General features: G+C 74.6%; 12 protein-coding genes. 4 read left to right on the forward strand and 8 right to left on the reverse strand.

The annotated features are described in order from the left end of the window. Window positions 1-6: 6 nt before the first annotated feature. The 3 genes from CPE01_RS07840 to CPE01_RS07850 are packed head-to-tail and all read right to left on the reverse strand — an operon-like array spanning window position 7 to window position 3,373. The gene (locus tag CPE01_RS07840) at window positions 7-846 is read right to left on the reverse strand and encodes a transglutaminase family protein (RefSeq protein ID WP_146806091.1); all 840 of its coding nucleotides are present in this window, start codon (window positions 844-846) and stop codon (window positions 7-9) included. Next, window positions 843-1,772 (reverse strand): alpha-E domain-containing protein, encoded by a 930-nt coding sequence (locus CPE01_RS07845; protein WP_146806092.1) that lies wholly within the window; start codon window positions 1,770-1,772, stop codon window positions 843-845. Before CPE01_RS07845 ends, CPE01_RS07840 begins: the two co-directional genes overlap by 4 nt. Further along, entirely contained in the window at window positions 1,766-3,373 is a 1,608-nt protein-coding gene (locus CPE01_RS07850) for a circularly permuted type 2 ATP-grasp protein (RefSeq protein ID WP_146806093.1), read from the reverse strand. The genes CPE01_RS07845 and CPE01_RS07850 overlap by 7 nt, the downstream gene beginning before the upstream one ends. A 144-nt stretch (window positions 3,374-3,517) precedes the next feature. Between CPE01_RS07850 and CPE01_RS07855 the strand changes: the two genes are divergently transcribed. The 4 genes from CPE01_RS07855 (at window position 3,518) to CPE01_RS07870 (ending at window position 6,277) form a co-directional block, all read left to right on the forward strand. Further along, on the forward strand, window positions 3,518-4,129 hold the full coding sequence (locus CPE01_RS07855) for a type II toxin-antitoxin system PemK/MazF family toxin (RefSeq protein ID WP_246783804.1): 612 nt from the start codon (window positions 3,518-3,520) through the stop codon (window positions 4,127-4,129). Window positions 4,130-4,357: 228 nt separating this feature from the next. Continuing rightward, the gene (gene rpsT, locus CPE01_RS07860; protein ID WP_146806094.1) at window positions 4,358-4,618 is read left to right on the forward strand and encodes a 30S ribosomal protein S20; all 261 of its coding nucleotides are present in this window, start codon (window positions 4,358-4,360) and stop codon (window positions 4,616-4,618) included. Between the two features lie 335 nt (window positions 4,619-4,953). Next, on the forward strand, window positions 4,954-5,583 hold the full coding sequence (locus CPE01_RS07865; RefSeq protein WP_246783805.1) for an EAL and HDOD domain-containing protein: 630 nt from the start codon (window positions 4,954-4,956) through the stop codon (window positions 5,581-5,583). 79 nt (window positions 5,584-5,662) lie between these two features. Then, complete coding sequence (locus CPE01_RS07870) at window positions 5,663-6,277, forward strand: EAL domain-containing protein (RefSeq protein ID WP_146806096.1); 615 nt, start codon at window positions 5,663-5,665, stop codon at window positions 6,275-6,277. Between the two features lie 39 nt (window positions 6,278-6,316). Here CPE01_RS07870 and holA read toward each other — a convergent pair whose 3' ends face one another. From holA to leuS, 5 genes are all read right to left on the reverse strand, one after another. Continuing rightward, on the reverse strand, window positions 6,317-7,282 hold the full coding sequence (gene holA / locus CPE01_RS07875) for a DNA polymerase III subunit delta (RefSeq protein ID WP_146806154.1): 966 nt from the start codon (window positions 7,280-7,282) through the stop codon (window positions 6,317-6,319). After that, a complete protein-coding gene (locus tag CPE01_RS07880) occupies window positions 7,279-8,955 on the reverse strand; it encodes a ComEC/Rec2 family competence protein (RefSeq protein WP_146806097.1) in 1,677 nt (558 codons plus the stop codon). The genes holA and CPE01_RS07880 overlap by 4 nt, the downstream gene beginning before the upstream one ends. Before the next feature lie 158 nt (window positions 8,956-9,113). Next, window positions 9,114-9,995, reverse strand: a complete 882-nt coding sequence (locus CPE01_RS07885; protein ID WP_146806098.1) for a ComEA family DNA-binding protein — start codon at window positions 9,993-9,995, stop codon at window positions 9,114-9,116. A 171-nt stretch (window positions 9,996-10,166) separates the two neighbouring features. Continuing rightward, a complete protein-coding gene (locus CPE01_RS07890; protein WP_146806099.1) occupies window positions 10,167-11,120 on the reverse strand; it encodes a DegV family protein in 954 nt (317 codons plus the stop codon). 47 nt (window positions 11,121-11,167) lie between these two features. Next, window positions 11,168-14,092: a leucine--tRNA ligase gene (gene leuS, locus CPE01_RS07895; RefSeq protein ID WP_146806100.1), complete on the reverse strand. Its 2,925-nt coding sequence runs from the start codon at window positions 14,090-14,092 to the stop codon at window positions 11,168-11,170. Window positions 14,093-14,240: the final 148 nt, after the last annotated feature.

Consider the following 14,240-nt stretch of genomic DNA (forward strand, 5'->3'; position numbering starts at 1 on the left):
AGCGTCTCATGACTCGCGCGTGATGCGGACCTCGACCGCCAGCTCCTGCGTCCCGGCACCTGCGTAGATGCCGCGCAGCGGCGCGACGTCGTCGTACGAGCGCCCGCGCGCCAGCACGACGTGGTGCGCGCCCGCCGGGATGCGGTTCGTGGGGTCGTAGGCGACCCAGTCGCCCACCCACCACTCGACCCACGCGTGCGACTCGCCCGTGACGGTCTCCCCGACCTCGCCGCCGCGGGTGGGGTGCAGGTACCCCGACACGTAGCGTGCGGGGATGCCGAGCGACCGCAGCGCGCCGAGCGCGAGGTGCGCCACGTCCTGGCACACGCCGGCCTTGGCCTGCCACGCCTCGGCGGCGGGCGTGTGCACCGCGGTCACCCCGGGGATGTACTCGACCCGGTCGCGCAGCGCGCCGCACACCGCGACCGCCGCGTCCGCGGGAGCCAGCCCGTCGGCCTCGGCGGCCGCGAGCGCCACGACCTCCTGCGGCGGCTCGGTCGTCGGCGTGTCGGCGAGGAACTCGGCCATCCGGTCGCGCACGTCCGCGCTCGCGAGCCCGTCCCAGTCCAGCACCGTGCGCGGCGGGGCGGCGTCACCTGTCTCGACGACGTGCTCGGCGGTGATGACCATCGACTCGTGCGGGACCAGCACCTCGAACACCGTGACGGCCGTGCCCCAGTAGTCGCGGTACTCGTGCGACCACGTGTGGGGTCGCACCTCGAGGTGTGACGAGACCACGGTCTGACCCGCCTGCGACACCGGCGTCATGCGCGCCTCGTTGTAGGACGCCTGGACCGGCGCCGCGTAACGGAACGTCGAGGTGTGCACCACGCGCAGCCGGCTCACAGGTTCTCCCCCACCCAGGTCGTCGCGGCGGCCGACGGGAAGTACTTCCCGCGCACCGCGTCGGACGCGGCCGCGCACGCACGCTGCACCTGCTCCATCTCGTGCGGCAACGAGTCCAGGATGTCGGCGAGCGGCCGGTACTCGAGGTTGGTGCGCACCAGTCCGAGGTGCCGACGGGCGTCGTCGACGGTCGCCCGGTCGACCACGGGCTCGAGCGCCGCGAGGCACGCGTCCGCCTGGTCGAGCGCGTACACGATCGAGCGCGGGAACAGCCGGTCGAGCAGCAGGAACCCGGCCGCGCGCTCGTCGGAGGCGATCCCCCGGTACGTGCGCAGGAACGCCTCGTGCGCACCGCACGAGCGCAGCAACGTCGTCCAGCCCGGACCACCCGTGCCCGCGAGCGCACGGGTCATGAGCAGGCGCGCCGTCATGTCGGCACGCTCGATCGACCGGCCGAGCACGAGGAACGCCCACGTCTCGTCGCGCGAGATCGTCGCCTCGATGATCCCCGCGACCACCGCGGCGCGCTCGCGCACCCACGTGAAGTAGTCGTGCGGCCGGGCGGGCCGCATGTGCGACGGCAGCTGGTTCCACGTCGCGTTCAGGCTCTCCCACAGCTCGGTCGAGATGACCTCGCGGGCACGTCGGGCGTTCTCGCGCGCCGCGACGAGCGCACCGGCGATCGACGACGGCGAGAACCGGTCGTACGCGAGCACGTCGAGCACCTCGACGCGGCCGATCGCGACGTCGTCGGGCGGCGTCGGCCGGTCCATGACGGACAGGAGCGAGCGGCACGCGAGGTCGACCTCGGCCCACGGGTCCTCGAGCAGGATCTGCAGGTGCACGTCGAGCAGGCGTGCGGTGTCGTCGGACCGCTCGACGTACCGACCGATCCAGAACAGCGACTCGGCGATGCGGCTCAGCACCCGTCCACCTCCCTGCCTGCGTCCGGCTCAGGAGCCGGGCGCACGTCGAGCAGCGACTGCTGCTGCTGCATGACGTGCGCGCGGATGTCGTGCGGGTTCGCCTCGATGGGGACGGCGTTGCCCACGGGCACCGGGTGGTGCTGCGCGGGCGCCGCGGCGCGCCGCGGGGGCGACCCGCCGAGCACCCACGTGTCCTTCGACCCACCACCCTGCGAGGAGTTCACGACGAGCCTCCCCTCGGGCAGCGCGACGCGCGTCAGCCCACCCGGCAGCACCCACACGTCGTCGCCGTCGTTGACCGCGAACGGCCGCAGGTCGGTGTGGCGCGGCCGCAGGCCGTCGTCGACGAGCGTCGGCACGGTCGACAGCTGCACCACGGGCTGCGCGATCCAGCCACGCGGGTCCGCGAGCAGCCGCGAGCGCAGCGCGCCGAGCTCCTCCGTGGACGCCGCCGGGCCCACGACGAGACCCTTGCCGCCGGAGCCGTCGACCGGCTTCACGACGAGCTCGTCGAGCCGGTCGAGCACCTCCTCGAGCGAACCCGGCTCCTCGAGGCGCCACGTGTCGACGTTCGCGAGGATCGGCTCCTCGCCGAGGTAGTAGCGGATGAGGTCCGGCACGTAGGTGTAGACGAGCTTGTCGTCGGCCACGCCGTTGCCCACCGCGTTCGCGATCGTCACGGTGCCGTTGCGCGCGCACGTCATGAGGCCCGGCGACCCCAGCAACGAGTCCGCGCGGAACGTCACCGGGTCGAGGAACTCGTCGTCCACACGCCGGTAGATCACGTCGACGCGACGCCGGCCCTGCGTCGTGCGCATCCACACGCGCCCGCCCGCGCAGAACAGGTCACGCCCTTCGACGAGCTCGACGCCCATCGTCCGGGCGAGCAGCGAGTGCTCGAAGTAGGCGCTGTTGTAGACGCCCGGCGTGAGGACGACGACCGTCGGCTCGTCGACGCCCGCGGGGGCGGCGGCCGTGAGCGCGGCCAGCAGACGACGCGGGTAGTCCGAGACCGGCCGGATGCGCAGCGCGGCGAAGAGCTCGGGGAAGCTCTGCGCCATCGCGCGGCGGTTCGACAGCACGTAGCTCACGCCGCTCGGGACGCGCACGTTGTCCTCGAGAACGCGCCAGCCACCGAGCGAGTCGCGGATGAGGTCGATGCCCGACACGTGCACCCGCACCCCGTTCGGCGGCGTGATGCCCCGAGCCGCCCGGCAGTAGTTCGTCGACGAGACGACGACCGAGCGCGGCAGCACGCCGTCGGCGATCACGCGCTGCGGCCCGTACACGTCCGCGAGGAACGCCTCGAGCGCGCGCACGCGCTGCGCGACGCCCGGCGCGACGTGGTCCCACTCGTCGGCCGCCAGCACCCGCGGCACGACGTCCAGCGGGAACGGCCGCTCCTCGCCCGCGAAGTCGAACGTCACGCCCTGGGTCAGGTAGGACCGCGCGAGCGCGTCGGCGCGCGCCCGCAGCTCGCCTGCCGAGAGCTGCGCGAGCGCCGCGTGCACCTGCCGGTACGCCGCGCGGGGGCCGGTCGCCGTGTCGAGCATCTCGTCCCAGGCGACCCCGGCCGGGTAGTCGTCGAAGAGGTCCGCCATGGGCCGAACGTAGCCCCGCCGTGTCAACGGCGCGTTACGTCGCGCTCGACCGGTCCCGCCGACGACGCGCGTGCCCGGCTGAGGCGCCGCAGGTCACCCGGCGACTGTCGTCGAGCGCTCGTCGACTTCGCTAGGTTCTGAGCCGTGCCTGGTTCCTCCCGCTGGTCATCGGTGCTGCGTCAGGCGGCCGTGAGCGTCCTCGACTCGCTGACCCGACGACGCACCTCCGCCGGTCCGGCGACACGGACGGTCCCCGGCACGACGCCGGGCCGTCGCGGGACGACCGTCCGTCAGCCGGGCAGGACTGCGAGCCACGCCTCGCGCGGGCCCGTGACCGCGCCGGAGCGCGTCGTGCTCCCCGACCACACCGGGCCAGTCCGGTGCGAGTACAGCCCCGAGCTCGACGGCGCGGCGGACCCCGGCGAGATCGTGTGGACCTGGGTGCCGTACGAGGAGGACCCGACCCAGGGCAAGGACCGCCCCGTCCTCGTCGTCGGCTGGCACGGCCCGCACGTGCTCGGCCTCATGCTCACGAGCAAGGACCACGACCGCGACGCCGCGCGCGAGGCCCGCCGCGGCCGCATCTGGCTCGACATCGGCTCCGGCCCGTGGGACAGCAGGCGTCGCGACAGCGAGGTCCGCCTCGACCGGGTCCTGTCTCTGGACCCCGCGACGATCCGGCGCGAGGGCGCGATCGTCGACCCCGCGCTGTTCGCCCGCGTGACGGACGCGCTCGCCGAGCTGCGGGGGCGTTGATCGGCCGGACCGCCGCCCGGACCTCGCTCCGCACGTCGCTGAGACCCTGCTCACCGGCTTGGGTCGGGGCCCGGTCGTCGGGTAGCATGGTCGATCGCGTGTCCGCCCAGGTCGGCGGGCACTCGCCCAGCTCCTCTCCGAGGGTGTCCCCACGCCCCAGTCCCGGAGTTGCGCGCGCCCTCTACGACCTGTCAGATCGCTTCGGCGAACGCACAAGAGAGTCCTCACGTGGCGAACATCAAGTCCCAGATCAAGCGCATCCGCACCAACGAGAAGGCGCGCCTGCGCAACAAGTCGGTCAAGTCGGAGCTCAAGACGCACGTCCGTCGCGTCCGCGAGGCCGTCGCCGGCGGCGACAAGGAGGCGGCGACGACCGCCCTGCAGACCGCGTCGAAGAAGCTCGACAAGGCTGTGAGCAAGGGCGTCATCCACGCCAACCAGGCCGCGAACAAGAAGTCGGCGCTCGCGAAGGCCGTCAACACGCTCTGAGCCACGCTCGTCCCGCCGCATGCGGCGGACCTCCACGAGGCGTCACCCGCACGGGTGACGCCTCGTGTCGTCTCGGCAGTCGCGCCCTGCACCGTCCACCGCCCTGGAGGTCCCCACGACCCGCGTCGGGCGCGACATGCCGGACGACTCGCCGGACCCGGGATGAATCGTTTCCTTCCCACGATTTCCACCCGCTCGAACGACCGAGCCGCCGCGTGCGGTGTGGTCGAATGGGAAACGTGACGGACGACCTCGACGAAGCGGGCCTCCGGCGCCTCGCGGCTGCAGTCGACGACGCGATCCCGGGACCTCTGCGCACCCAGTGGGAAGCACACGTGTCGACGTCGCCCGTGCTCGTCGCGCGACAGGGCATCTTCACGTCGTCGGGGCAACCGGTCGCGTACGAGTTCTCGTACCGCTCGTGCCACGGGGAGTCGCTCGGCGCGTCCGAGTGGAACGCGCACCAGCACGAGCGCGCCACGTCCCACGTCCTCGCGGCGACGTTCGGCCGCGCCGACCTCGAGCGCGTCGCCAACGGCCGCCTGCTGTTCGTCCGGTGCACGCGGGCCTACCTCGTGGGCGAGCTCCCTGTGCCCCGCCGTCCCGACCGGCTCGTCATCGTCGTCCCCGACACGGTCCCGATCGACGCCGAGGTGCTCGCGGGCGTGCGGCGCCTGCGGACCGAGGGCTACCGGTTCGCACTCCCGTCGTTCGTGAGCAGCCCCGCACAGCGCCGCCTGCTCCCCCACGCGGACTACGTCAAGGTGGACGTCCGCGACCTCGACGTGGAGGGCCATCCCGTCGTCACGCTCGCACGCTCGTACGGCGCGAGCCTCATCGCGGAGTACGTCGAGACGCCCGAGGCGATGGCGCACGCACGCGACCTCGGACTCACCTTGTTCCAGGGCAACCTCCTCGAGCGCGCGGGCGTGCTCGACCGCGCGAGCGCGCAGATCGTCGACTGACGCGGCTGTCGACGGGCGCTGAGGAAACGTGTCACGCGAAACGGCGTCATGGACCGCGTGCCAGGCCCTCTCATCGAGCGTGACACCACACGCGCACGCGCCGCGGCCCTCACCGCCGCAGGTCGCGCGCCAGCCCATCTGGTCCCCCGCGGGCGACCTGCACGGCTACGAGCTGCTCTACCGCACGGCGGACGGCACACCCGCCGGCGTCGATCGCTGGGACGAGGACCGTCAGGAGGACGCCACCGAGGCCGTCCTGGCGCGCATCGCGAGCATGAAGCTCGGCAGCGCGCTCGCGTTCGTCAACGTGACCCGCGGCTACCTGGTCGAGTCCCGCACCCTCCCCCCGCACCGCGGGCAGCTCGTGCTCGAGGTGCTCGAGACCGTCCCGGCCGACGAGGGCTCGCTCGCCGGCCTGACCCGCTTGCGGGACGCCGGCTACCGGCTGGCCCTCGACGACTTCACCGCGTCCGCCGCGCAGCTGGCGATGCTGCCCTGGGCCGACTACGTCAAGATCGACTGCCGTGACCTGCTGCAGCACGGCAGCGCGCTCGTCGAGCTCGCCCGCAGCTCGGGAGCGCAGGTCATCGCCGAGCGCGTCAGCGACCGCGCGCTCGTCGACCACTGCGTCGCGTGGGGCTTCGACCTCCTGCAGGGCGACGTCCTCGGCCCCGCGGCGACGCTCCGGAGCTGAGGGGCCTTCGCCCCGCCGGCCGACGGACGACGGCGGGAGCTAGTCGCGCGACGCTGCTGCGACGCGCAGGACGGCGCGCTCGACGGCGAACTGCGGGTCGCGCCCCTCGCCCTTGACCTCGGCGTCCGCGGCGGCCACCGCGCCGATCGCGGCCGCGAGACCCTCGGGCGTCCACGTGCGCAGCTCGCGCAACGCGCGGTCCACCTGCCACGGCGCCAGGCCGAGCTCGCGCAACGCTCCCTGGCCCTTGCTCCGGGTCGCTCCGACCTTGGCGAGCGTGCGCAGCTTCGTCGCGAGCGCGGCGACGATCGGCACCGGGTCCAGGCCCGTCGCGAGCGCGTGCCGCAGCAGCGCGACCGCCTGACCCGCGTCGCCGGCGATTGCCGCGTCGGCCACGCGGAAGCCGGTCGCCTCGATCCGACCGCCGTAGTAGCGCTCGACCGCCTCGACCCCGATCATCCCGGTCGTGTCCGCGACGAGCTGCGCGCACGAGGCCGCGAGCTCGCGCAGGTCGCTGCCGACCGCGTCGACGAGCGCCCGCACCGCACCGGCGTCCGCACGGCGACCGGCCCGCTTGAGCTCGGCCATGACGAACGCCGTCTTGTCGGCGTCCGACGTCACGGCGTCGCACGTCACCTCGGGCACCTTCGCCGCTCGGAGCGCGTCGAGCGTCTTCTTCCCGCGCACTCCTCCGCCGTGCCGCAGCACGAGGACCACGCCGGGCGCCGGGGCCGGCAGGTAGGCCTGCACGTCGGCGAACAGGTCGTCCGGGCCCTGCTCGACGCCGTCGACCACCACGACCTTGTCCTCGGCGAACAGCGACGGGCTCGTGGTCACGCCGAGCATCCCGGCGGAGTACGACGCGGCGTCCAGGCGCGTGATCTCGACGTCCGGGTCGGCCTCGCGCGCGAGCGACACGATGCGCTCGGTCGCGCGGTCGACGAGCAGCCCCTCCGTCCCGCGGACCAGGACGATCGGCGCAGGAGCGGCTTCCTCCCACGTCAGCCCTGGCGCCCCGCCCTTGGCTCCCGAGCGGCCCGCGCCGGAGCGGGACGAGCCTGCACGGGTCGTGCTCGAGGAACGGCTGGAACGGGTCGGGGCGGGCACGGGTCCAGCCTGCCAGACCCCGCCGACACCCCGCGTCGCGCACCCAGCAGGAGCCGGGCGGCGGCCACCCCGACGGCGGCCAGCAGCAGTGTGCCGGTGACGCCCGGCAGCCACTCGAGCTGCGCACCCGGCAGGCTCGCACACCGGCGTGCGACTGCCCCGATCCACCAGCACGCGGCGCCCGCCGCGGCGGACACGGGTGGCGCGAGAGCGGGCCACCACGGTGCGAGGACCGCCGAGAGCAGGCCGAGCAGCGTCGCCGGAGCCACCGCAGGGGCGGCGACGACGTTCGCCACGACGCCCCACGGCGTCACCGAGCCGCTGACCGCGAGCACGACCGGCCCGCAGGTCAGCTGGGCGGCGACGGGCACGGCGAGCGCCGTGGCGGGACCTGTGCCGAGCCGCCCCGACCAGCGCCGTGCGAGCGGTCCGCCGAGCAGCACGATCCCTGCGGTCGCGGCGACGGACAGCGCGAACCCGAGCTCGCCCGCGAGCCACGGGTCGGCGACCAGCAGCACGACGACGGCGGCGCCGAGCGCCGCGGGCGAGCGTGCGGGCCGTCCCGCCGCGAGGCCGACGACACCCACCGCCCCCATGGCCGCCGCCCGCACGACGCTCGGCGCGGGGTGGACGAGGACGAGCATCGCGAGCGTCACGCCCGCGGTCGCGAGCGCCTGCATGCGCGGTGAAGCGCGCAGCGCCGCGCCGGTCGCCAGGACGAGCGCCGCGACGAGCGCGAAGTGCGCGCCCGAGACCGCCACGAGGTGCGTGAGGCCCGACGCCCTCATCGCGTCCGTGAGGTCGTCCGGGACCGCGCTCGTGTCGCCGACGGTCACGCCGGGCAGCAGCGCGCGTGCGTCGCCGGGCAGGTCGTCGGCGAGCATCCGCACACCGGCACGGACGCGGGCCGCGAGGGCGTCCCACGCACGCGGGGAGGCGCGGACCGTCACGGGTCCCGAGGCGACGAGCACCGCGACCTCGCGTGCGCCGGGTGTCCCGGCCCGCAGCCGTCCGGCGACCGCGACGACCGCGCCGTAGGCGGCGCGTTCCGACGGGTCCCCCAGCACGGCGACCTGCCCGCTGGCCGCCGAGGTCCGGCCGTCCGAGGCGCCGCTGCCCCCGGTCACGCTGCCCCCGACCACGTTGCCCCCGGCCCCGTTGCCCGTGGTCACGCTGCTCGCAGCGAGCACCCACCGGACGCGCGGCGGCGCGCCGGGCCACGTCGCGCGCACCGGTTGGGGCTCACCGACCACGCGTCCGACGAGGACCCCGGCGCCCTGGGTCCGTGCGAGCTCGGGGAGCAGCCCGTGCGCACGGGCGTCGACCTGCGCGGCCCCCGCACCCGCCACGCACGCGGCGGTGAGCAACGCGAGCGCGCCCACCGATCGGCACGACTCCCGCGACGCGCCGCCCCACCGCCGCCGAAGCCCGATCAGGCCAGCTGCCAGGCCGGCGAGCGCGAGCACCGCCGTGGTGACGAGCGCACCCGCGGCGGGCGCACGGACGACGAGCAGCGCGGCGACCCACGCGGCCGCCGCGGCGGGCACGAGCCGCAGGTCGAGCGTCCGCACGGGCTCGACGGTGGGCGCGACGACCTGAGTCCCGCCCGCGGACCCGTCGGCCGTCCCGGCGCTTGCGGATGACGCGTCAGAAGCCCCGACGCCCGCGGATGACGCGTCGGACGTCCCGCCCTCCGGGGACGGCGCAGGCGACGCGCCGACGCGCGCGCTCACACCCGGACCCGCTCGCGGAGCTGGTCGAGGAGCTTCGGGCCGATGCCGACCACCTCGAGCAGCTCGTCGACGCTCGCGAACGGCCGCTCCTGGCGGCGGGCCACGATGCGCTCGGCCAGGACCGGACCGATCCCGGGCAGCGTCTCGAGCGTCGCGGGGTCCGCGGCGTTGAGGTCGACCCGCGCATCGCCGCGGGTCCCGGACCCGGCGGTCGCGGAGCTCGCACCCTGCGGGTCGCCCGGCTCGGCCGGCGCAGCGGCCGGCGAGTCCGTCACCGGGTCGCCCTGGCGGGCGACGAGCACCTGTTCAGCGTCGACGAGCAGCCGCGCGAGGTTGAGCCGCGTGAGGTCGGCGTCGTCGGTCGCGCCGCCCGCCGCCGTGAGCGCGTCGACGACCCGTGAGCCCGCGGGCAGGCGGACCACGCCGGGTCGGACGACCGCGCCCGCCACGTCGACGACCACGTCCTGCGCGCCCGTCGGTGCCGACGTCGCGGCCGCCGTGGACACCAGGGGCAACGGGACCGGCAGCTCGACGGGCTCGCCGGGCCGGGTCGCGACCGCGCGCAGCGCGACCCCACCGGCGACGAGCGCGAGCGCGGCGGCGGCGCCGAGCGCCGTGCGTGGGCTGGGCCGCCACCGCACGCGGGTGCGTGCGGGCTCGGGTCCCGGCAGGACGCCGTGCGCGTCGGCATACCGGCTCGCCGCGACGGCGAGCGCATCGCCGAACGGTGCTCCCGCCGCGCTCGTCGCCGGCCGCAGCGCGGGCTGGGCCCGCCCACCGTCGAACCGCGGGTCGGCGGGAAATGGCTCGTCCCGTGCCGTCACGGTGGCCGACGGTGACTCGTCGGTCGCCGCGACGGCGGCCAGGCGTGCACGCACCGCCCCACCCCGGGACGGGGCACGGTCGCGAGGGATCACCGCCCGAACGCTAGGCAGCCTCCCGGCGCACCGAGGCCGGCGCCGGTGCGGCTGTGGAGGACGTGAGGGACGTCGTGGGCTGAGGTCGGCTCACGGCGGCAGACGAGACGGTCCGGCAACGGGTCCGAGGCGTCAGGCGTCGACGACCACGAGCGCGAGCAGGCCTGGTCCGACGTGGGCCGCGATCGCCGCGCTCGTCTCGCACGCCACGACCTCCAGCACACCGGGCCACTGCTCGACCTGGGCGACGAGCTCGGCCGCCAGCTCGGCCTGGTCCAGGTGGTGCACCGCGACGCGCACCTGCCCGCGCGAGTCGGCGTGCGCTCGGGCCAGGGCCTCGAGCCGCTCGCGGGCCGCACGGCGCGTGCGAACCTTCTCCGCGACCACCACGTGACCGTCCTGCAGCGTCAGCAGCGGGCGCAGCCCGAGCACGGTGCCGAGAGCGGCGGCCGGAGCGGACAGCCGCCCGCCGCGGCGCAGGTGGTCGAGCGAGTCGACGAGGAACCATGCGCACGCCTGGGCGCTGCGCTCCCGCGCGAGCCGCGCGACGGCCGCACCGTCGGGGGTCGCGGTCGGCTCGGGCGCACGGCCGAGCGCGCGCGTGACCCACGCGCCGAGCCGCTCCGGGGCGCGTGCGGGCTCCGCCGGCGGGAGCTCCGGAGGGCCGTCCAGCAGCGTCCCCGCGGACGTCTCCAGACCGCGGGCGTAGCGTGCCGCGGCGAGCACGGTGTACCCGAGCGCCATCACGGTGACGGTCGAGTCCATGACGTGCACGGGCACCGGTGCGCCCGCCGCCGCGACGCGCGCCGCGCTCACGGTGCCGGAGAGCTCCCCCGACAGGTGCACCGAGACGATCTCGCGCGCGCCCGCCTCGGCGGCGGCGCGGTAGGCCGCGGCGAACGCCGCGGGCGGCGGTTGCGACGTGCTCACGCGCGTCCCGCGCCGCAGCGCCACGAGCAGGTCCGCCGGCGTCAGGTCGACGCCCTCGACGTGGCGCTCCGTGCCGACGAGCACGTCGAGCGGCACGACTCCGACACCCCACCGCTGCGCCACGTCCGCGGGCAGCGACGCGGTCGAGTCGGTCACGACGGCGACCGGCGCGGGTGCGCCGGCGCCGCGTGCGCGCAGCCCGATCAGGCCGGCACCACGTTGACCAGCTTGGGCGCGCGCACGATCACGGTGCGCACGCCGCGACCGTCGAGCGCACGCTGCACGCCCGCGTCCGCGAGCGCGAGCTCCTGCAGCTCGTCCTGCGTGGCCTGCGGCGAGACCTCCGCGCGGCCGCGGACCTTGCCCGCGACCTGGAAGATGCAAGTCACGGTGTCCTCGACCAGGTACGCCGGGTCGGCGACCGGGTAGGGCTCGTAGGCGAGCGAACGCTCATGGCCGAGGCGCGACCACAGCTCCTCGGCGACGTGCGGGGCCACGGGCGCGGTCATGAGCACGAGCGGCTCGACCGCGGCACGCGGAGCAGCGGGCAACGACGTCAGGTGGTTGTTGAGCACGATGAGCTTGGCGATCGCGGTGTTGATCCGCATGTGCGCCATGTCCTCGGTGACGTCCGCGATGGTCCGGTGCAGCACGCGCAGCGTCTCGTCGGACGGCGCGTCCTCGCTCACGACGAGCGTGCCGTCGGTCTCCGAGACCACGTTGCGCCACAGGCGCTGCAGGAACCGCTGCGAGCCGACGACCGCGCGCGTCTCCCACGGGCGCGACAGGTCCAGCGGACCCATCGACATCTCGTACACGCGCAACGTGTCCGCGCCGTACTCGGCGTACATCTCGTCGGGCGTCACCATGTTCTTCAGCGACTTGCCCATCTTCCCGTACTCACGGTTGACGGGCTGACCCTGCCACGAGTAGCCGGTCGGGGACGACTCGTCCTCGACGACCTCGGCCGCCTGCACGTGCACGCCACGCTCGTCGGTGTAGGCGTACGCCTGGATGTAGCCCTGGTTGAACAGCTGGTGGAACGGTTCGGCACCGCTCACGTGGCCCAGGTCGAACAGCACCTTGTGCCAGAACCGCGCGTACAGCAGGTGCAGCACCGCGTGCTCGACACCGCCGACGTACAGGTCGACGCCGCCGACCGTGTCGTTCGCGTCGCCGCTGTGGCCGGGCGCGAGCCAGAACTTCTCGAGCACCGGGTCGACGAGCACTTCGTCGGCCGACGGGTCGAGGTACCGCAGGTAGTACCAGCACGAGCCGGCCCAGTTGGGCATGGTGTTGGTGTCGCGGCGGTAGACCTTCGGGCCGTCGCCGAGGTCGAGGGTGACGTTCACCCAGTCGGTGTTGCGACCCAGCGGCGGCTCGGGCGACGACTGCGCGTCGTCGGGCTCGAACGTACGCGGCGCGTAGTCGGGCACCTCGGGCAGGTCGACGGGCAGCAGGTCGGCGGGCAGCGCGATCGGCAGGTCGTTCTCGTCGTAGACGATCGGGAACGGCTCGCCCCAGTAGCGCTGACGGCTGAACAGCCAGTCGCGCAGGCGGTAGGTGATGGTCTCCTCGCCGACGCCCTTCGCCTCGAGCCACGCGACGATCCGCGCCTTGGCGGTCGCGACGTCCAGGCCGTCGAGCGAGATCTCCTCGTTGGCCGAGTTGATGACGGCACCGTCACCGGTCCGCGCGGCGTCCGTCTCGTCACCCTCGACCGTGTAGACGATCGGCAGGTCGAAGGCCTGCGCGAACGCGTGGTCGCGCGCGTCGCCGCCCGGGACCGCCATGATCGCGCCCGTGCCGTAGCCCATGAGCACGTAGTCGGCCGTGAACACGGGCAGCAGGTCGCCGTTGACGGGGTTGACCGCGAGGTGGCCGGTGAAGACGCCGGTCTTGCGGCCCGCGTCGGCCTGTCGCTCGACCGCGGTCTTCGCCGCCGCCTCCGCGCGGTAGGCCGCCACCGCGGCCGCAGGCGAGGCGTGACCGCCCGTCCACACCGAGTGCGTGCCGTCGGGCCACTGAGAGGGGACCTCGTCCAGCAGCGGGTGCTCCGGGGCGACGACCATGAACGTCGCACCGAACAGCGTGTCCGGGCGCGTCGTGAACACCTCGACCGCCTGGCCGCCCTCGACCGCGAACCGCACACGCGCGCCCGACGAGCGTCCGATCCAGTTGCGCTGCATCGACTTGACCTTCTCCGGCCAGTCGATGTGCTCCAGGTCGTCCGTCAGGCGGTCCGCGTACGCCGTGATCCGCATGTTCCACTGGCGCAGGCTGCGCTGGAACACCGGGAAGTTGCCCCGCTCGGAGCGGCCGTCGGCCGTGACCTCCTCGTTGGCCAGGACCGTGCCCAGGCCCGGGCACCAGTTCACCGGCGTCTGCGAGACGTACGCCAGGCGCTTCGAGTCCAGCACGCGGCGGCGCTCGACGGCGTCCAGGTCGGCCCACGCCACGCCCTCGCGGACGCCGTCGACGACCGGCACCGCACGCGTGCCGTCGGCCAGCTCGGCCTCGAGCTCGGTGATCGGGCGCGCCTTGCCGCGACCACCGTCGGGACGCACGGCGTCCTCGTCGTACCAGGACTCGAAGATCTGCAGGAAGATCCACTGGGTCCAGCGCACGTACTCCGGGTCGATCGTCGCGAACGACCGGCGCGAGTCGTGCGCCAGGCCCAGGCGGCGCAGCTGACGCTGCATGATCGCGATGTTCGCCTCGGTCGTGACGCGCGGGTGCTGACCGGTCTGCACCGCGTACTGCTCGGCGGGCAGGCCGAACGCGTCGAACCCGAGCGCGTGCAGGACGTTGTCCCCCTGCATGCGGCGGAAGCGCGCGACGACGTCGGTCGCGATGTACCCCAGCGGGTGACCGATGTGCAGTCCCGCACCCGAGGGGTACGGGAACATGTCCATCACGAAGAACGACCGCCGCGACGGGTCCGCGTGCCGGCCCTCGCCGTCCGTCAGCGCACCCGTCGGGTTCGCCGCGTAGAACGTGCCGCGCTCCTGCCACAGGTCCTGCCAGCGGAGCTCGATCTGGCGCGCAAGCTCCGCGGTGTAGCGGAACGGGACGTCGTCGCCGCGCTCGGCGGCCGGATCGGGACTCGGGGCAGCGGTGGAGGTCACCCGCCGAGTTTACCGAGCGTCGGGAGGGCGCCGTGCGTCACCGGTCCCGGGTGCGCCGCGCGGGCCGCGTCCGACGAGCACGCCCGACGGACGCGTCGGCGGCCGTACCCGACGGCCGTGACCGACGACCCGCGCGCGGCCGTCGCCG

It is taken from the genome of Cellulomonas persica (genome assembly GCF_007989825.1).
Lineage (GTDB): Bacteria > Actinomycetota > Actinomycetes > Actinomycetales > Cellulomonadaceae > Cellulomonas > Cellulomonas persica.